Raw genomic sequence first — 19,868 nt, forward strand, 5'->3', positions numbered from 1 at the left:
ATAAATCACCTGTTTTTAATTTTTTAACCTGACTAACTTGGCGTACTTCAAGTGGGAGTTAAACGCCAAATAAGCCATGCATTTGCAGTTCTAAAATTCAGATGGTGTAAAAGAATCCCCACCTGAATTAAGAACTTGCTTCAATTCATTAATAAATTCATCGTATTTGGAACGATCCAAGAAATTTTTGATTGTAATTATTCTGGAAGATTCAGCAGATTTTTTTGCTCTCTCCAATAGATTTTCCTGTGTAAAAACCACGTCAGCTCCTGCAGGTATACTGTCTACAGATGAATGTTTAACATCTATATTAGTAATACCAGCATCCTTTAAAGCTTTTCTCAGTATAGATTCTCCCATGGCTGAAGAACCCATTCCAGCATCACAGGCAAATACAATTAATTTTACCTCTGTACTAACAGCTGCTGCAATATTTTCACTAGTTAGCTGTGAAGGATTTTCACCTTTATCTGAAAGTTTTAGCTCATTAATAAATTCATCATATTTTGAGCGGTCTAAAAAATTTTTAATAGTAATTATTCTGGAAGATTCAGCAGATTTTTTTGCTCTCTCCAATAGATTTTCCTGTGTAAAAACTACGTCAGCTCCTGCAGGTATACTGTCTACAGATGAATGTTTAACATCTATATCAGTAATACCAGCATCCTTTAAAGCTTTTCTTAGTATAGATTCTCCCATAGCTGAAGAACCCATTCCAGCATCACAGGCAAATACAATTAATCTTATATCTGCACTAATTGCTGCTACGTTGCCATCATTAGTTGAAGGTATAGTACTCTGACCTTTACTTGAAAGTTTCATTTCCTTCATCTTAGCTTGAGCTTCATCAAAATCACTGCCTTCTTCCTTTTGTTTACTTCTTTTAAGTATTACAGAAGATACTAGGAAAGAAACCACTGCACCTACCGCAACCCCTGCCACAACTGAAAGCTGACCTCCTTTTGGTGATAAAGCCAGTAATGCAAATATACTTCCTGGCGATGGTGTTGCAACTAATCCTGCATGTAATAATACAAATATTAAATCAGCTGACATACCTCCTGCTATTACAGCTAACAGTAGAGCTGGCTTCATTAGTACATATGGGAAATATATTTCATGTATCCCACCTAAAAAGTGAATTATTGCTGCTCCCGGTGCAGATTGTTTAGCAGCCCCCTTACTATATAGACAATAAGCTAATAGTACACCAAGTCCTGGACCTGGTTCAGGTTCAAGAAGGAAAAATATTGACTTTCCTGCCGCACTTACCTCTTGTATTCCTAGAGGTGAGAAAACTCCATGGTTAATTGCATTGTTTAAAAATAATATTTTAGCTGGTTCCACTATAATGGCTATTAGTGGAAGTAATCCATGCTGGGTAATTATTTTTGCTCCCATGCCAAGTCCTATGGATACTCCTGCCACCAATGGCTCTATAAACTGAAAAGCTGCTAGTGATAGAAGTCCACCTAAAATGCCTGCTGAGAAATTATTAACTAACATCTCAAATCCTGTTGGTACTTTTCCTTCTACAAGTTTATCAAATTTCTTTATTACAAAACCTCCAAGAGGTCCCATAATCATAGCTCCTAAAAACATTGGTATACTAGCTCCAATTATAATTCCCGCTGTAGCTATTGCGCCCACTACACCGCCTCTAGTATCATATACAAGCTTTCCACCTTGATATCCAATTAGTAGCGGTAACATATATTTCACCATAGGATCTACAAGTTTTGCTAAAGCTTCATTTGGAAACCATCCCGTTGGTATGAATAAAGCCGTAATTAATCCCCAGGCAATAAATGCTCCTATATTTGGTAAAACCATACCACTTAGAAATGCACCAAATTTTTGAACACTTCCCTTTATTGATGAACTTTCTTTTGCCAATTCTGCCATCGTTTATACCTCCTAAATCTAAAATTTTTTCTTTATCTGTAATTTCTCTCCTTGATATTATAATACCTCCTGCTGTAGTCGTTTTCAATTCAAATAACTTCAATTTTGTTATAGGTTTTCAATGACAATATTGAAATTGATATTATAGTATAGATCATTCATAATTAAATATTAATAATCATCAATAACCTGATATAAAAAATTTAAATTTATATTTCAAGTTGCATATCTATAGTAAAGTAATACTTATATACAATTTTTATATAAAAATAAGAGAAAGCAAATTATTGTATCTGCTTTCCATAACTTTTTAATATATTATCAATATATTCTCTTATTTATTCCTAAACCAAATGCATTATCAATGGAATTGTAACAAGGCTCAGTAAAGTAGTCATAAAAATTGCCTGGGCTGCTGTTTGTGTATCTCTATGATATTGTAAAATAATTGTCGTCCACTTAATTTCCCTACTGATTGTGCACCTGTAAGCAACTTTACGCCAAGATAAAAAATCAAAAAGTTAGATACAACATTTGCAATGGCCATCAAAAACAAGCCGCTATTTCCATAAATGGACTCAGCAAGCGGGAAACCCATAAATCCATTATTTGAAAACATGCATACAAAAATCCAGACTCCTCTTTGTAATAATGGAATTCTGCATACTTTTATCACTGCAAAACCAATTGACATACATAGCAGGTGGAATATAATCACAATGACAAATATCCATATACTATCAGAGAGCAGATTTTTTTCGAAAGGTCGTATCATAGAACAAAATACCGTAGCAGGTAAAGTTACTTTTACTAAAAAATTAGATAAGTCTGGCGCACAATGATTATGTATAATTTCTTTTTTCCCCAGGAAGTACCCAAGAAAAATCAGTACAAATAAAATAACTACATTTTTAAGAACAATATACACTTGTATATTCCTTCTTTCATTAAAGTTTATAAATTAAAAATCCAAGTTCTTACTCATTAAACAGTATATCCTTTACCTCTAATAATTTGCTTTTATAGAATATTATAAGTATTCTTAGATTTCCATGTCTGTTGCCAACCATAGGATTGAAGTTTACAATACTTTTTAAATTCAGACACTACAGCTTGTGCATTTTCTTCTGATGTTGCATTAAATATAGTTATACTAGTTATATTTAATCCCCTAATGTATTCTAAATTTTCAAGTTTTGATGCATCTACCCCGATTGTTCTTAGATTTATGCAATTTTTTATAATTTTCATATCTCTAATTGGATAAATTAGTTCCTTTAATTTCTCCATTTCTTTAAAATTCCCTATATTATATTCATCCACCGCTTTTCTATCAGTTTCAAAAGCAGTTAACTTTTTTAAATTTTTTAGAAATCTCAAATTAGGAATATTTATTTTTTTCAGTTCTAATTTCGTTAATTTATTAAGCTCTGAAATGTAAGATAAGTCACCAGTTTTCATATCTTCTAAACTTAATTCTTTTAGCTGTTTCAAATATCCTATAGAATTTATATTAGATACATCTATTTTACGTAACCTTAGAGTTTTTAAAGTTTTTATCTGCTTCAATATATGTATATCACTTAATTTAAGTTTTACTAAGGTTAATTCCTTTAACTCCTCAATATTAGTTATATACTCTAAATCAGAATCTTTAAAGGACTTACTTCCAATTACAAGCTTTTTCAAAGAGGATATATCTTTAAGAGGCTCAAAACTTCTTACCTCATCAGCATGTATAATCAATTCCTTTAAATTAATCATATTCTTTAGAATATCTAGTGATATTTCTCCAAATTTTTTAGCTATATCATTGTCCATAAATATCATCGTCTTTTGGGACAATATTTCAGTAGAAATGCTTTGATCTACAATGTCATTTTTAAAATATTCAGCCCAAAAGCCACTAATAGGTACAGTACTTTTTTCTGCTGTTTTTCCTGTCAAAGTCATTATATCATCAAATAGATGTCCATTTTTCCATTGTATTACTTTTATACTTTCATCTTGGAAAGTATTCAATTTTCCCTCTTTCAAACTATTCTCAATAAATTCAAAAAACATTGACAAACTTTCAGAAATCACATAAGAAATATCTAAATTTCGGTCTATAGTGATGATTTGCCCGTAGTTGCCTTTGACCCCTGGTTCTAAATCCATTACTAAAAAAGATCCTCCACAATCTTCTGCAAAAGGTATCCAACCCTTTTTAAAATTACCTTCCTCAATTAAGCCAACTTTATCTGATGTAATATCATAGGCTGATTCTTGTAGTGAACTCCATTCCCTAATAACTGAATCTATGTCCATCCATCTAAAACCTGCCATTAATCCAAAAATTTTTTTACCTTCCCCATTATGTGACAAGTAAAGCTTTCTAAAATCCTCTGGAATCTTTTTACCGCTAATACTTTCTAATTTATCTATTTTTGCATTATCAGCAGCTGGATCTAGTAATTCTTCAATATCTGGTATATATGTACTTAGTTCATTAATCATCATACACCCTCTCTCAATTTACCCTAGTTCTTTTATTTCTTTAAAATTTTTATAAAAAAGCTAAATAATCCTATAGAATTTTCTCCTGTAAATATATAAATTTAAATTAATTTTATTAATACCTTACTTTATAAATAAGCTTAATTACCTTGATAATTTAATCAAAAACATCTAAATCTAATAAATTAAATATAGTTTCTATAAGAAGCTTTTTCATAACATCATAATTTATTTTCTCACGTTTATTTAACACTATTGAATCAGAGTACTGGTCTATCATGTGATATATCATATCTACTTTTTCCTGCGGATGAGAAATGGAAAAACCAAGTGATGGTAAGGCTCCAGCAATTGAAGATAAAAACTGATTATTAAAATTATTCATATATTCTGCCACATCCGGATCAGAATGGCGCATAGCATGAAATTCTTCATGCGCCACCCTAGATATTTCGTGAAGCTGAACATCCTTGTCAATAATGTCAGACAAAAAAGCTTCTAATTCTTTTCTATCTTTGGATAAATGTAATTGTTTTATCATATCATCGTCAAACTTTGGAATGACCTGATCCATAACTGCTAAAAAGATTGCTTTCTTATCTTTAAAATAATGATAGACTATTCCAGTGGAAACACCAGCTTCTTTTGCGATTTCATTGGTATTGGTATGATGGAATCCCTTTTCACAAAATAGCTTAAAAGCTACCTGCACAATTTTCTTTTTCTTTTCTATGGCACGTGTCTGACGTGGTTCTCTAGTTTCTGATTTAGCCATAGTATCCTCCCTTTTATAATTTATAGATGAATGTTTTTTTATTGTTTTTCTCATTCTATTTGTGCAAATTCATTATAAATTAGAATTTTAATTTGGTCAACAAAATATGATAAAAACATCATATTCTTATTGACATATATATATCATTATGATAACATTCAAATAAAATATGATACATATATCATATTTTTAAACTGTAACTAAAAACCTATATATAAAGATTAATCAAAAATACAGTATATTAGTTAATTAATAATAATTTAAAAGAAAGAGATGAATAGTATGTCCGTTTCAAAAAAAGATGTTGAATATGTTTCAGAACTATCAAGATTAAGTTTTTCTGAAGAAGAAAAAGAAAACCTAATTGGAGATTTAAATAGTGTACTTGGGTATGTGGAAAAATTAAATGAATTAGACACAGATGATGTGGAAATCATAGTAAATCCATATTATATTGAAAATAAATTTAGGGAAGATGAGATAGAACCTTCTATGGAGCTTAGTTCATTGTTAAGTAACGCACCAGATAAATTAGAAGAATATGTAGTTGTTCCTAAAATAATAGAATAGTAGTTTTAAATTAGGGAGGTTTTTTAATGAAATTGCATAAGCTTAAAGCTCATGAGCTAAAAAGCATGATAAAAAACAAAGAAATTAAAGTAGAGGAAGTCTCAAAGGAATTTTTAAATAGAATACATAAAACTGACGAAAAAATAGGTGCATATCTATACAAAGCAGAAGAGGAAGCTATAAATTGTGCAAAAACTCTAGATGAAAAAATAGCAAAAGGAGAAATATTAGAAGGTTTAGGTGGAGTTCCTGTTGCTATTAAAGATAATATAAGTGTAAAAGGAATGCAAAACACTTGTGCTTCAAAAATTTTACAAGGTTACACATCACCTTATGATGCTACTGTAATTAAAAAAATTAGAGGGAACAACGGAATCATACTTGGTAAACTGAACATGGATGAGTTTGCTATGGGTTCATCTAATGAAAACAGTGCCTTTAAGAAAGTTGTAAATCCATGGAATAAAGACTATGTTCCTGGTGGTTCCTCTGGTGCCTCAGCAGCTGCTGTTGCTGCTTTTGAAACTCCCCTTTCTCTTGGAACAGAAACAGGAGGGTCTGTTAGACAGCCAGCTTCTTTTTGCTCTGTTGTAGGACTTAAACCTACTTATGGAAGAATATCAAGATATGGGGTTGTGGCATTTGGGTCAACGCTAGATCAAGTTGGAACAATAGGAAGAGATGTAGAAGATTGTGCACTTTTAACTCAAAATATTGCAGGTATAGACAATAAAGATTTCACAACAGTAAATATCCCGGTTCAAGATTATACAAAGAGTCTTACAAAGGATTTAAAGGGTAGAAAGATTGGTATACCAGTAGAATATTTTGGTGAAGGCTTAGATGACGGGGTAAGAAAAACAATTGATGAAGCAATTAAAGTATTACGAGATAGTGGTGCTGAAGTTAAAGAATGTTCACTTCCTCTATCTGAATATGCTCTTGCTACATACTATATAATATCCTCTGCAGAGGCATCTTCAAACCTTGCTAGATTTGATGGTATAAAATTTGGTCACAGATCTAAAGAAGCTAAAGATGCAATAGATATATACTTTAAATCTAGAAGTGAAGGTTTTGGAAGAGAAGTAAAAAGAAGAATAATGCTTGGAACTTATGTGCTTTCAGCCGGTTATTATGATGCTTACTATAAAAAGGCTCTAAAGGCTAGAAATTTAATTAAACAAGATTTTGATAGAGTACTGAAAGAGTTTGATGCTGTGGTTTGTCCTACATCACCAACTACTGCTTTTAAATTTGGAGAAAAAACTAAAGATGTTCTTTCTATGTACTTATCAGATATTTATACTGTACCTGTAAATATTGCAGGTAACCCAGCAATATCTGTACCCTGTGGCTTTGTAAATAATCTTCCTGTTGGACTTCAGTTTATAGGAAACTATTTTAGAGAAGATACATTATTTAATTTAGCATACAGCTATGAAGCTTCAACAGAATGGCATAAACAGAGTTCTTTGTTTTAGATGGAGTTTTTTTCTCCATCTGAAACTTATAAATCCTTATCCAGGGACGTATCAGCCGTTATCTCCCACTTCCACAGAGTGCGATGGGAGTATATTACGGATGGTAGTCATCGGATAAAAAAAGTGCTGCAATTGAGTAAGGGAGGATAACTACAATGGAATACGAAGTTGTTATAGGTTTAGAGGTTCATACAGAACTTTCAACAGAAACTAAAATATATTGTGGATGTACAACAGAATTTGGAGGACAACCAAATACTCACGTTTGCCCTGTGTGTATGGGACTTCCAGGTTCACTGCCACATTTAAATAAAGAGGTTGTGGAATATGCTATAAAGGCAGGCCTTGCTTTAAACTGTTCTATTACTAAGTATGGAAGAATGGATAGAAAAAGTATTTTTTACCCAGACTGTCCTAAAAATTATCAGATAACACAGGATGAACTTCCTATTTGTAGAGATGGATTTATAGAAATAGAATTAGAAGATGGAAGTACAAAGAAAATAGAAATAGAAAGAATACATATTGAAGAAGATGCTGCTAAACTACTGCATACTACAGTCGGAACTTTAGTAGATTTTAATAGATCAGGTGTTCCTCTTACAGAAATAGTTTCAAAACCAGACCTTAGAAGTCCAAAGGAAGCAGTTCAATACCTTGAAAGATTAAAGAGTATTCTGACCTGTATAGGTGTTTCTGACTGTAAAATGGAAGAAGGATCTTTAAGATGTGATGCTAACGTTTCTGTTATGAAAAAGGGTTCTGATATTTTTGGTGTAAGAACAGAAATTAAAAATATGAATTCTTTTAAAGCATTAGAAAAAGCCATAAGCTACGAAGTAGATAGACATATAAAAACTATTGAAGCAGGAGAACCATTAACTCAGGAAACAAGAAGATGGGATGATACAAATAATATTACCGTAGTAATGAGAAGTAAAGAATATGCTAATGATTATAGATATTTCCCAGAAGGAGATCTTGTAACTCTAAATATAGATGATGAATGGATTGAAGAAATAAGAAAAACTATACCAGAACTTCCATATGAAAAGGAACAAAGATTTATACAACAATTCAAAATTCCTAAGTATGATGCAGGAGTATTAACTCTTACAATGTCAATGGCAGATTTCTTTGAAAAAGTAGCAGAAATTAGCGGCGATGCTAAGTCTACATCAAATTGGCTAATGGGAGATATTTCAAAAATAATGAAAGAAAATGATATTTGGATTGAAGATTTAAAATTTACCCCTGAACAATTGGCAGAGCTTATAACTCTTATTAATGCTGGTACAATTTCAAATGCTATTGCTAAAAAAGTCATAGTAGATATGTTTAACACAGGTAAGTCACCTAAAACAATTGTAGAGGAAAAAGGGTTAATACAAAATAGTGATACAGATGCTATATTAGAGGTGGTTAAGAAAGTATTAGATAGTAATGCTAAATCTATTGAAGATTATAAAAAGGGTAAAAATAAAGTACTTGGTTTCCTTGTAGGTATAGTAATGAAAGAGACAAAAGGAAAAGCTAATCCTCAAATTGTAAATAAACTAATGAATGAAGAAATAAAAAAATATTGAAGCAAGTTCTTAATTCAGGTGGGGATTCTTTTACCCCATCTGAATTTTAGAACTGCAAATGCATGGCTTACTTGAAGTGGAACTCCCATTTTAAGAAGTAGGAGACTTACGCCAAGTTAGTCAGGTAAAAGTTTTTTTTGGCTGTTGAATTAGCGATTTTTTAAATCGCTATCAGCATCTGCCCATTTACTTTTTTTCTGATTCTTTTACATACTTCCAGGTTATTCCATTATCCTTTGATTGGTACAAACCTTTGGAACCTCCATTATAATCTCCATCAGATCCTTGTCCCACTAAGACATTTAGAATTCCATCTTCCTCATAAGGCATTCTAGGTAAATCAAAGGGATTATATGTTTTGCCGCTACTTAATGTTATTTTTACCTCTGGGAAATTCACCTTTGTATAGGATACTCCTCCATCTTCTGTACAATATAACTCTCCATTCCTGCCGCCGTTATGGGATAAGCAAATAAATCCAAGTTTATTATTAAGGAAAGTTATTCCTGCCGAAACTCCAGTCATTCCTGAAAATGGATCTTTATTTATAGTATTCCATGTGCCTCCAGCATCAGTAGTCCCCTCTAAAGAATAAGATCTGCTTCCCGCCGCAGCTGCCGTTATTTTTAAACGATATCCAACTAACTTTGATAAGTAAAATTTATCTTGGTCGTTATTTGATTCATCAGAAATCTTTTTATTTTCTCTTAGAGTATCCGATGTTTTAATATTGCCTAAACCATCTGTTAAGTTATATCTAACAGGAGTGTATCTACTCTCTTTACCTGGTACATATACAGACACAGTATATCCTACTACTTCAGAATACGTATTAACAGCTGAATTTATATTTCCCTTTGAATCAATATAAATAACACCATTTGTATTATATCCAAAGCTTCGTTTACCATAATAAAGTATACCAAACTGATTTTCAGGCCAGTTTGTCACTATTTTCTTAAGGGGTATTACCTTCATTGTTTTAATTAACGGTTCTAAAAGTTTATTATTACTATAATCTGCATTCACATAACCATTTAAATATATAGTTATATTCTCTGACTTATTGCTGTCATAAGTAATTAAATAGCTTTCTAACTTACCTCTAGTATTTTTTCCATAGATATATGTATCAAAGGATGTAATTTTACCATAAGAATCAAACTTAAGACTAAAGCTAGTTGCAACATATAGATTTTTAGGTATATCCACTTTTTTATTAATATCTTTAAAAATCCCTTCTATACCATTTTTGTATATATTATCATCTTTAAACTTTACAGTTCTTTTACTTTTTAAATCTCTTAGAAACCATGATAGCTTTCCATTATAATTTATTGTATTATGATATATTTTAAATCCATAATAACATGTTATTAAAAGTAAAATTATTGTAACTGTACAAATCCATATAATTTTACAACGTGAATATACCTTATATGAATCTACACTATATTGTGCTGAAGCTGATGGTTTTTTAACAATCCTAATTATTAGAATTATAACCCATACTAGAAAAAACAACATACAACCAGATAATACGGTTATATTATTATTAACTCTTCCAAACATACACAATTTATATAACTCATAAAATAAAATCCAATATGCTAATATAAATATCGAGCAGGTTATTATTGATAAGATTAATCCTTTTTTGTAACTTGTTTGTATTTTTTCATTTTTTCCCCTTTACCTAATCTTATTTTTTATTATAAGATTCCATTACAGAGTATATTACAACTGACAATCACTTGGCTTTTTTAACACATTTTTCATCATATTCTAATGCTTCAGTGAACCCTATTCCCCTGTAAAACTCCTGTGATTCAATTGGTCTGTGAAATATATTGTTTTTTATGAGGCATATAAATAAACCAGACAAGAAACATGAGATTTTTCTCTCATTTCTGCCTGGTTTTATTGAATGACATTATTATCTATTAATCGTTGTTTAATATATGACTAACCCTATTCCACCGTAACTGACTTGGCAAGATTTCTAGGTTTATCAATATCGCACCCTTTAGCTGCTGCAATATAATATGCCAATAATTGTAATGATATAACTGTGATTACAGGTAATAAAATACTATTTACTTTTGGAACGTATAGTGCTGAATCCACAGTTTTCTCTATGCTTTCATTGCCTTCGACTGTTAATCCAAGAACCTTGGCTCCTCTTGTAGTTATCTCTTTAACATTGCTTAACATCTTCTCATATAAATCATTTTGAGTAGCCAGTGCAATTACTATAGTTCCTTCTTCTATAAGAGCTATTGTTCCATGTTTTAATTCTCCGCCAGCATAGGCTTCTGAGTGTATATAGGAAATTTCCTTTACCTTTAATGCACCCTCCATTGCCACTGCATAATCTATTCCTCTTCCCAAAAAGAACATATCTTTTTGCATATAAGTGCTTTCAGCAAACTTTTGCAGTACTTCTTTTTGTTTTAGTACTTCTTCTGCCTTTTCAGGTAGAGTTAACATACTATTTTTTATATCTTCAATTTCTTCACTAGTCATGGTATTTTTATTTTCTGCCAGGAATAATCCTAGTATATACATCGTTATAAGCTGAGTAGTATAAGCCTTTGTAGATGCCACAGCAATTTCAGGTCCTGCCCAAGTGTATAAAACATCATCAGCTTCTCTGGCTACAGAACTTCCTACTACATTTGTAATAGCTAATACTCTTACGCCTTTAGCTTTAGCTTCTCTTAATGCAGCTAAAGTATCTGCTGTTTCTCCTGATTGGCTCATTACAATCAGCAATGTCTTATCAGACAAAATTGGATTTCTATATCTGAATTCAGATGCAATATCTACCTCTACAGGTATTCTTGCCATTTTTTCTATTACATATTTTCCTATAATACCTGCATGATATGCAGTTCCACAAGCTACTATATATATTTTTTCTATATTTTGTATCTGTCCTTTTGTTAATGCAATATTGTCTATACTTATTGATTTACCTGGTACAATTCTTGATGCCATTGTATCTTTTATTGCTTTTGGCTGTTCATGAATTTCTTTTATCATGAAATGCTCAAATCCACCTTTTTCAGCAGCATCCGCATTCCATGTTACATGATGAATATCTTTCTTTAATTCTTTGCCTGCTTTAGAATAGAATTTGATTTCATCCTTTGTCATTTCAACAAATTCTTTATCATTTAAATATACTATATCTCTTGTATGATTTAGAATTGCAGGAACATCAGAAGCAATGAAATATTCACCTTTACCAATACCTACTATAAGAGGACTGTCTTTTCTTACAGCAACTACCTTTCCGGGTTCTTCAACTGACATAATTCCCAGTGCATAACTTCCTTCAATTTTAGAAGTGGCTTCCATAACTGCTTCTAAAAGATTACCTTTGTAGTAGTAATCAATTAAATTAGGAATTACTTCTGTATCAGTTTCTGAATAAAATTCATATCCTTTTGAAGTAAGAAATTCTTTAATCTCTAGATAATTTTCAATTATACCATTGTGCACTACACTAATTGTCTTTTTCTGATTAGTATGTGGATGACAATTTGTATCTGATGGTTCTCCATGAGTAGCCCATCTTGTATGACCTATTCCCACACTGCCTTGTAAGGGGTTTTGTTTCAATTTTTCTTCAAGCCCAGATAGTCTCCCCTTACTTTTAGACAGATTCATTTCACCTTTGTCGTTAATAATTGCTACTCCTGCTGAATCATATCCTCTATACTCCAATTTTCTTAAACCGTTTACCAAAATAGATTCTGCATTCTTTTCTCCTACATAACCAACTATTCCACACATAAAACTATACCTTCCTCTCAATTTTTAGAAGGCTTTCAGGCACCTTATTGCTTTGTCCCAAAAATCACTTTCTGGATTTGTCAATATTTCCGGTAGTGCCCTACCGCAAGGTATCCGCCGAAATTTCGATACTCCTTGTCCTCGTCAACTTGAGAAATTAGCAAACAGCTTATTTTTTTCCATCATTCTCAAGTTCTGGCGCTTAATTTACAATTTAAAAGCCTTACACTAATATATTATACATAAAACCAAATCTTGTGCAACTAAGATTCAATTTTATTAACAATATATTATTATAATAAAAGTTCAAAATATATTCCATCACATTGACAACTACTATATAAAATATATTAACTATAACAATACTATATCTTATAAATTATAAAAACATTTAATATTACACTTAATTTATTTCTTTTAATGTATGATAAATTTTAAATGAAATAATAGATTGGAGGAGTATTAAATAATACTCCTCCAATCTAAAACAAAAATTCGACTTGTATATCTATTTTTCTTCAACACTTATCGGCTCTTTATCAAAAGCATTGATAAACATCTGCTTAATCTCACTTATTAATGGATATCTTGGGTTAGCTCCTGTACACTGATCATCAAAGGCAAGTTCACACATTTTATCAAGAGTTGCATAAAATTTCTTTTCTGAAACTCCTGCTTCTCTAATTGTCATTGGCAGATTTATTTTCTCTTTTAATTCATGTATTGCCTTAATTAAAAGTTCTACCTTCTCATCATCAGTGCTTCCTCCTAATCCTAAATAATCTGCAATTTTTCCATATCTCCATTTTGCATTTGGATATTTATATTGAGGATAAGCTGCCTGTTTTACTGGATTATCTACCGCATTAAATCTTATAACTTCTTCAATTAACAGTGCATTGGCAGTTCCATGGGCTATGTGATGCTCTGCTCCCAGTTTATGTGCCATGGAGTGGCATACCCCAAGGAAGGCATTGGCAAAAGCCATTCCTGCCATAGTAGATGCATGAGCCATTTTTTCTCTTGCCTTTTCATTGGTAGTACCTTCTGAATAAGCTAAAGGCAAATATTTAAATATAAGTCTTATAGCTTCCAAGGCTAATCCATTGGTGTATTCTGATGCTAAAACTGAAGTATAAGCCTCTATTCCATGTATTAGTGCATCTATACCGGAAGCTGCAGTAAGACCTTTTGGCATATTCATCATAAGTTCTGCATCTACTATAGCCATATCTGGAGTAAGTTCATAATCTGCCAACGGATATTTAACTCCTGTTTTTTCATCTGTTATTACTGCAAAAGGGGTAACTTCTGATCCTGTTCCAGCAGAAGTTGCCACAGCTATCATCATAGCCTTTTCTCCAAGTTTTGGGAAATTATATATTCTCTTTCTTATATCCATAAATCTCATGGCAAGGTCTTCAAATCTTACTTCAGGATGCTCATACATTACCCACATTATTTTAGCTGCATCCATAGCAGATCCTCCTCCAAGAGATATTATAGTGTCTGGTTTAAAATCCATCATCTCTTCTGTGCCTTTTCTAGCTGTGAAAAGAGTTGGATCTGGTTCTACTTCTGTAAACACTTTAAATTCAACACCTATTTCTTCAAGTACTTTGGTAATGGAATCTACATATCCAAGATCATGAAGTACCTTGTCTGTAACTATAAATGCTCTTTTTTTATTTAAATCTTTTAACTCTCTCAGTGCAAATTGCAGAGATCCAAATTTGAAGTAAATTTTTTCTGGTACTCTGAACCAAAGCATATTTTCTCTCCTTTCAGCTACACGTTTTATATTTAGCAGATGTTTAGGTCCAACATTTTCTGATACAGAATTTCCTCCCCAGGAACCGCATCCTAATGTAAAGGACGGAGCTATTTTAAAGTTATATAAGTCTCCACTTGCACCCTGGGCTGTAGGTATATTTATAAATGTTCTAACAGTTTTCATAGCACTGCTGAATTTATCTATCTTATCTTTTGCCTTTATTACATTGGCATATATTCCTGAAGTATGACCAAGACCTCCTAAATTAACAAGAGTTACAGCCTTTTCAAGTGCATCGTCGAAATCCTTGGCTCTGTACATAGCTAATACTGTAGATAGCTTTTCATGAGCAAAAGGTTCTTCTTCTGTTAAAGATGTTACTTCTCCTATGAGAATTCTTGCAGTTTCAGGGATCTTAATTCCTGACATTTCAGCTATTTTGTATGCTGACTGTCCTACTATTTTTGAATTTATACTTCCATTTATAAAAATTGTATTTCTTACTTTATCTATTTCATCTGGTTTAATTATATAGGCTCCTCTTTCTGCAAATTCTTTTTTAACTTCATCATATATGGAATCCAAAACGATTACAGACTGCTCAGAGGCACAGATAACACCATTATCAAAAGTCTTTGAAAGTATTATTGAACTTACAGCCATCTTTATATGAGCGCTTTCATCAATTATAACAGGAGTATTTCCAGGGCCCACACCTATAGCCGGCTTACCTGAAGAATAAGCTGATTTAACCATAGAAGGTCCTCCGGTAGCCAAGGTTATATCTGCCTTCTGCATTAATATTTGAGTAAGCTCAATAGATGGTTCATCTATCCATCCTATTATACCTTTTGGTGCACCGGCTTTTATTGCTGCCTCTGATATTATTTTAGCTGCCTCTATAGTTGAATTCTTTGCTCTTGGATGTGGTGATAACATTATGGCATTTCTAGTTTTTAGTGATATCAATGTCTTAAATATTGCTGTTGAGGTTGGATTAGTGGTAGGTATAACTGCCGCTACAATACCTATAGGTTCTGCAATTTTAGTTATTCCATAGGATTCATCTTCCTCTATAACACCACAGGTTTTTTCATCTTTATACTGATTATATATATATTCAGCTGCAAAATGATTTTTTATAACTTTATCTTCTACAAGTCCCATACCTGTTTCTTCCACTGTCATTTTTGCCAGTGGTATTCTTGCATCCAATGCCGCCATAGCTGCCTGTCTGAAAATTTCATCCACCTGTTTTTGCGTAAAAGTTGAAAATTTTCTCTGGGCCTCTCTCATTTCCTCTAATCTTACATTTAATTCATCAATACTACTAACTTTCATAAGTTACACCTCTTTCTTATTTTTAGATTGCTGTAATATTAATTGTATGTATTTTTTCAACATCAATTAAATTATTTTATATTATAGCACCAGTGACTATAAATATATTATGCATTATTGTTTGTTAATTGTCAAACAATTTTTATACCAAAATATAGCTATTTATTTTATATTTAATAATTTAAAACGATTTTAGTGCTATATTTTCATTATATGTAGTTAAATTTTTAACAATATTATTTGTTATATAATTATATTTATAACAATTTAAATAATTTGTTAATAGTATGACATTAAAATTTAGATTTTTTAGATCAAACTGTTCAGAGTATTCATGATTATCAGCATTTAATTATGTTTTAATAATCATAAGAACATATCTTCCATTTTATATCCATAAATCAAAAGATATGTTCTTATTTATAAAACATTGTTTTTATAAACTTTTACTCTTTTTAATCTGGCTGTCCAATTCTAAAAGTAATTTAGCAGTCTCATCTGTAGTAATTAATACATTAATAAATTTTGCTTTTAGAGCGCTTAGTATTGCTGGAACCTTCTCATGGGATTCTGCCACCCCAACAGAATATTTCAATGTCGTTAATTTATCTAACTCTATAGCAACAGTTCTGTCATTGAGCTCACTATCAACTATATTTCCATTTACATCATAAAATCTTGAGCATATCTCTCCTATGGCATTATCGTTATTTATATTTATAGTATTATTTCTATATTCACTATTCCATAGTACATTAGAAGACTTATTTAAAGCTCCTATTCCAACAAAAGCTATGTTTATTATCTCCCAAAGTCGAGATATATTTTGATAATTTATATCCTTTACTATTGCATCTTTTATAGTTTTATCTGAAGTTATAGCTGGTGCATAGAGATAATGAGCTTTTGCTTTAAACTCATTTGCAACCTTAGATACTATTGTGCTCACATGATTTTCACTGTCGCTGTCACTAAACCCACCAACTAAAGGGATAATATTAGCTGATATAGGCTTGCAATTTGTAAGTTCTCTTGCCATAGAGGCTAAAGTCGTTCCCCAAGCAAATCCTATAGCATCTCCATCTTTGCTTATTCTTTTTAAGTACTCTGCTGCTGCATATCCAAGTGCCTGAGCTTTAACAGTGTTCGTTTGTTTTGGTTCTGATGGAACTATACAGGCCTCTTTCAATTCAAAAGTCTTTTCTATATCTTTTTCTAATTCAAAACATTGGTTATAATCACTTTTTATAGTAATACTTACTATGCCATCCTCTCTAGCTTTTTTCAAAAGCCTGCTTATAGTAGTCCTATAAATGCCTAATTTTTTAGATATTTCACTCTGTGTCATATTATCTATATAATACAATTGTGATATTTTTACTAACATTCTTGTTTCATCCCATTTTGACATATATCTCACCACTTTCTTAAATAAAATATTCAATTCATCATGTTTTATATTCCCTATCTGACATCTAATAGGTATATAAAAAATATTAGCTGCTTTTATTATAATATACTTTTGCACATTTGTGGATACATTTCAATTTTGTTGTATAATATCGCTGCTTTTTAATAACTAAATGTATCTATATTAAAAGGGATAAAAATTTATAAGACTTGAAAATCATCCATATTAATTATCAAAATTTAAATTTTATCATCTGCCATAGACCCTTCATGTTCACTGAGACGATTATAAGCATCTCCTTTTTCTGAAACCAACAGTAAAAATAATATTTCCACTACAACCATGGCTGATATTCTTGTGAAACTAAATTCATCAAAAAATAACTTTTCTCTAGTGGCCGTATTTATTTTATATTTACACTTATTAGCTAAAGGAGAATTTTCATGATTTGTTATACAAATTGTTTTAGCTTGTTTCTCATTTGCCACTTCAACTAGAGTTATAAGTCTCTTAGATGACCCGGAATTTGATACAGCTATAACTACATCTTCTGCAGTTAGTGTATATGCAAAAGCAAGTTGATTTTCCCAGATAGTATTTGCCACAGTAGGTATTCCTATCTGACTAAATTTATATGCTCCATCCAAAATTACAGGTATAGTATTCCCTAATGCCGCAAATTGGACGATTCTAGCCTTACTTATTATGTCTAATATTTCTCTCATATTGTTTTCATCCATCATGGATATAGTTTGCCTTAACTCTTCAATTTTATTTGCCAGTATATTCTGAAGTGATTGACCTATATTCTTTGTACTCAAGTCATTTGATACCTTCTTCTCTTCTGAAGTTACCATCTCTTTTGCAATCTCCATTTTCAAATGATGAAACCCCTTGAAATTGCATTTTTTACAAAACCTTATTATTGTGGCTTCACTTACACCACTTTCAGATGACAACTCTGAAACTGTCATATCTATAACTTTTTGTTGATTTTCTATAACATAATCTGCAATTTTCTTTTCTGCTTCGTATAGATTTTCATATACCATAAAAATTTTATCTAATACATTTCCTTCTTTATTGAACAATTTCTTATTGCTCCTTTACTTAATTTATTCCTATGCTTAATTTAATAATAAACAAAGTATTTTTTTCGTCAATACCATAAGATAAAACATTTTTCTATATTAATAAATTCCTTAATAATTTGTTTAATAAAAAAGCAGACCAAAATTAGTTTTAGTCTGCTTTCTTATTAAATTATATAAATTTATTAATGGATAATATTTTTTTATATTTCTGGAGCATATTTTATTAAATATTCCTCAGCTTCTGCATTCCATAATCCACCATGATTATCTACTATTTTGTTCAATTCTTTTATAAAATTATCATTATTTATATTCTTCATATTTTCTATTTCTGTTAATTCTAATGATTTATGAGTATATACTACCTTTTTACCACCAGGTATGTTTGGAAGATTTAATGTAGTTTTTGCCACATCATTCAGTCCAAGGATATGTGTAGCAATCTTTGCTACATTTACATCTCCATTTTCAATCAATCTAAGTGCTTGTTTCATATCCTTTGTATTTCCTCCGCTAGTACCTACCACATGTGTTGAATTATAATGAACATCATAGAAATTAAATTCAGCTGAAAATTTATTATCTACTGGACCAGCAAAGAAATTCAAGCAACCATCATAAGCTAATAATCCCGAAGCAGATTTTGCTAAAGATTTTACAGGTGCAAAAACAAATACATCATCGTAACCATAATTATTTTTTGTAAGTCCTCTTAAATATTCTACATCATTTTCTATATCACTAGTATTAACATATTTTAGGTTTATACCCTGTTTTTTTGCTTCTTCCACTGTGTATAACTTACTTGCTAAGTCTATTTTCTCCCGGACAATTCCTGTAATAACAAGATTCTTAGGTTTTTTAGGACCATGTATAGCAAGGTCTATAGCTAAAAATCCCATGGGTCCAGTGGCTCCTAGTAATATCATGTTCCCACCTTCACGAATCCCCATCTTGTGCTCATAATCTTCTCCTGCTGCCATATGAAAATTAGCATTAAAAGCACCAATAACACAAGATAATGGTTCAACTAAAGAGCCTTCAAAATATGATTTTCCATTATACTCAAGTAAACAGTCATTTTCCATTACTACGTTTGGAATGAGAATTTTAGTAGCATCTCCCCCTACATATTTATATGAATATCCAGGTGCCAGTCCTCCTTCTACTCCAAGATTGGGTTGTATTACAAATTTATCGTCCTCTTTATATTTGTGAGCCCACTTTTGTCCTACTTTTAAAATTTTTCCACAAAATTCATGCCCTATAATTATTGGATTTTCACTTACATCATTAGGTACTTTTTTATGATCTTTACCTAGTTCTGCTTCTTTATAGCTTGACATACATAAACTATCACTAATTACTTCTGCTATAATTTCGTCCTCTTTAATTTCTGGCAATTCAAATTCTTCTAGTTTTAAATTTTCTTTTCCATATAACCTAACTGCCTTAGTTTTCATTTATAAATCCACTCCTTTAATTATTCATTTATATTTTTTAATGAATTTAGTCGCATCTAGTTTTTTTAATGATATATAATCTATTCATTATTATAGATATCCAATTTCTTAATTAAATCTTTCTAACTACAAATGTCTTTTAAAACTTGTATTTTTAAAGCATAA

General features: G+C 31.1%; 13 protein-coding genes. 3 read left to right on the forward strand and 10 right to left on the reverse strand.

What is annotated here, in order from left to right; all coding sequences use genetic code 11:
* Nucleotides 1-90 precede the first annotated feature (90 nt).
* From CLPA_RS14020 to CLPA_RS14035, 4 genes are all read right to left on the reverse strand, one after another.
* On the reverse strand, nucleotides 91-1,905 hold the full coding sequence (locus tag CLPA_RS14020) for a PTS mannitol transporter subunit IIBC (RefSeq protein WP_003443133.1): 1,815 nt from the start codon (nucleotides 1,903-1,905) through the stop codon (nucleotides 91-93).
* A 394-nt stretch (nucleotides 1,906-2,299) separates the two neighbouring features.
* Nucleotides 2,300-2,833 (reverse strand): AEC family transporter, encoded by a 534-nt coding sequence (locus tag CLPA_RS14025; RefSeq protein WP_003443158.1) that lies wholly within the window; start codon nucleotides 2,831-2,833, stop codon nucleotides 2,300-2,302.
* Nucleotides 2,834-2,925: 92 nt separating this feature from the next.
* A complete protein-coding gene (locus CLPA_RS14030; protein ID WP_143756586.1) occupies nucleotides 2,926-4,407 on the reverse strand; it encodes an SMI1/KNR4 family protein in 1,482 nt (493 codons plus the stop codon).
* A 154-nt stretch (nucleotides 4,408-4,561) separates the two neighbouring features.
* Nucleotides 4,562-5,233, reverse strand: a complete 672-nt coding sequence (locus CLPA_RS14035; RefSeq protein ID WP_236900345.1) for a TetR/AcrR family transcriptional regulator — start codon at nucleotides 5,231-5,233, stop codon at nucleotides 4,562-4,564.
* A gap of 228 nt (nucleotides 5,234-5,461) precedes the next feature.
* On the opposite strand from CLPA_RS14035, the gene gatC reads away from it, so the two are divergent.
* The 3 genes from gatC (at nucleotide 5,462) to gatB (ending at nucleotide 8,819) form a co-directional block, all read left to right on the forward strand.
* On the forward strand, nucleotides 5,462-5,749 hold the full coding sequence (gene gatC, locus CLPA_RS14040) for an Asp-tRNA(Asn)/Glu-tRNA(Gln) amidotransferase subunit GatC (protein WP_003443172.1): 288 nt from the start codon (nucleotides 5,462-5,464) through the stop codon (nucleotides 5,747-5,749).
* A gap of 26 nt (nucleotides 5,750-5,775) precedes the next feature.
* Nucleotides 5,776-7,233 (forward strand): Asp-tRNA(Asn)/Glu-tRNA(Gln) amidotransferase subunit GatA, encoded by a 1,458-nt coding sequence (gatA, locus tag CLPA_RS14045; protein ID WP_003443173.1) that lies wholly within the window; start codon nucleotides 5,776-5,778, stop codon nucleotides 7,231-7,233.
* A 155-nt stretch (nucleotides 7,234-7,388) separates the two neighbouring features.
* The gene (gene gatB, locus CLPA_RS14050) at nucleotides 7,389-8,819 is read left to right on the forward strand and encodes an Asp-tRNA(Asn)/Glu-tRNA(Gln) amidotransferase subunit GatB (protein ID WP_003443175.1); all 1,431 of its coding nucleotides are present in this window, start codon (nucleotides 7,389-7,391) and stop codon (nucleotides 8,817-8,819) included.
* 186 nt (nucleotides 8,820-9,005) lie between these two features.
* On the opposite strand, the gene CLPA_RS14055 is transcribed toward gatB, so the two are convergent.
* The 6 genes from CLPA_RS14055 to CLPA_RS14080 form a co-directional block, all read right to left on the reverse strand.
* Nucleotides 9,006-10,346: a WD40/YVTN/BNR-like repeat-containing protein gene (locus CLPA_RS14055; RefSeq protein ID WP_236900346.1), complete on the reverse strand. Its 1,341-nt coding sequence runs from the start codon at nucleotides 10,344-10,346 to the stop codon at nucleotides 9,006-9,008.
* A gap of 444 nt (nucleotides 10,347-10,790) precedes the next feature.
* Entirely contained in the window at nucleotides 10,791-12,620 is a 1,830-nt protein-coding gene (gene glmS / locus CLPA_RS14060; RefSeq protein WP_003443189.1) for a glutamine--fructose-6-phosphate transaminase (isomerizing), read from the reverse strand.
* A gap of 508 nt (nucleotides 12,621-13,128) precedes the next feature.
* A complete protein-coding gene (adhE, locus tag CLPA_RS14065; RefSeq protein ID WP_003443191.1) occupies nucleotides 13,129-15,735 on the reverse strand; it encodes a bifunctional acetaldehyde-CoA/alcohol dehydrogenase in 2,607 nt (868 codons plus the stop codon).
* Between the two features lie 436 nt (nucleotides 15,736-16,171).
* Complete coding sequence (locus CLPA_RS14070) at nucleotides 16,172-17,146, reverse strand: sugar-binding transcriptional regulator (RefSeq protein WP_003443192.1); 975 nt, start codon at nucleotides 17,144-17,146, stop codon at nucleotides 16,172-16,174.
* 239 nt (nucleotides 17,147-17,385) lie between these two features.
* Complete coding sequence (locus CLPA_RS14075; protein WP_003443193.1) at nucleotides 17,386-18,237, reverse strand: MurR/RpiR family transcriptional regulator; 852 nt, start codon at nucleotides 18,235-18,237, stop codon at nucleotides 17,386-17,388.
* 203 nt (nucleotides 18,238-18,440) lie between these two features.
* Entirely contained in the window at nucleotides 18,441-19,703 is a 1,263-nt protein-coding gene (locus CLPA_RS14080) for a zinc-binding dehydrogenase (protein ID WP_003443194.1), read from the reverse strand.
* Between the last annotated feature and the right edge of the window lie 165 nt (nucleotides 19,704-19,868).

The sequence above is a fragment of the Clostridium pasteurianum DSM 525 = ATCC 6013 genome (genome assembly GCF_000807255.1).
In the GTDB taxonomy this organism is placed as follows: Bacteria; Bacillota; Clostridia; order Clostridiales; family Clostridiaceae; genus Clostridium_I; species Clostridium_I pasteurianum.

Coding starts and splice junctions, on each gene's coding strand:
- CLPA_RS14020 (WP_003443133.1), bottom strand. CDS start 1,905: ATGGCAGAATTGGCAAAAGAAAGTTCATCAATAAAGGGAAGTGTTCAA.
- CLPA_RS14030 (WP_143756586.1), bottom strand. CDS start 4,407: ATGATGATTAATGAACTAAGTACATATATACCAGATATTGAAGAATTA.
- CLPA_RS14035 (WP_236900345.1), bottom strand. CDS start 5,233: ATGAGAAAAACAATAAAAAAACATTCATCTATAAATTATAAAAGGGAG.
- gatC (WP_003443172.1), top strand. CDS start 5,462: ATGTCCGTTTCAAAAAAAGATGTTGAATATGTTTCAGAACTATCAAGA.
- gatA (WP_003443173.1), top strand. CDS start 5,776: ATGAAATTGCATAAGCTTAAAGCTCATGAGCTAAAAAGCATGATAAAA.
- gatB (WP_003443175.1), top strand. CDS start 7,389: ATGGAATACGAAGTTGTTATAGGTTTAGAGGTTCATACAGAACTTTCA.
- CLPA_RS14055 (WP_236900346.1), bottom strand. CDS start 10,346: ATGTTGTTTTTTCTAGTATGGGTTATAATTCTAATAATTAGGATTGTT.
- glmS (WP_003443189.1), bottom strand. CDS start 12,620: ATGTGTGGAATAGTTGGTTATGTAGGAGAAAAGAATGCAGAATCTATT.
- adhE (WP_003443191.1), bottom strand. CDS start 15,735: ATGAAAGTTAGTAGTATTGATGAATTAAATGTAAGATTAGAGGAAATG.
- CLPA_RS14070 (WP_003443192.1), bottom strand. CDS start 17,146: ATGTCAAAATGGGATGAAACAAGAATGTTAGTAAAAATATCACAATTG.
- CLPA_RS14080 (WP_003443194.1), bottom strand. CDS start 19,703: ATGAAAACTAAGGCAGTTAGGTTATATGGAAAAGAAAATTTAAAACTA.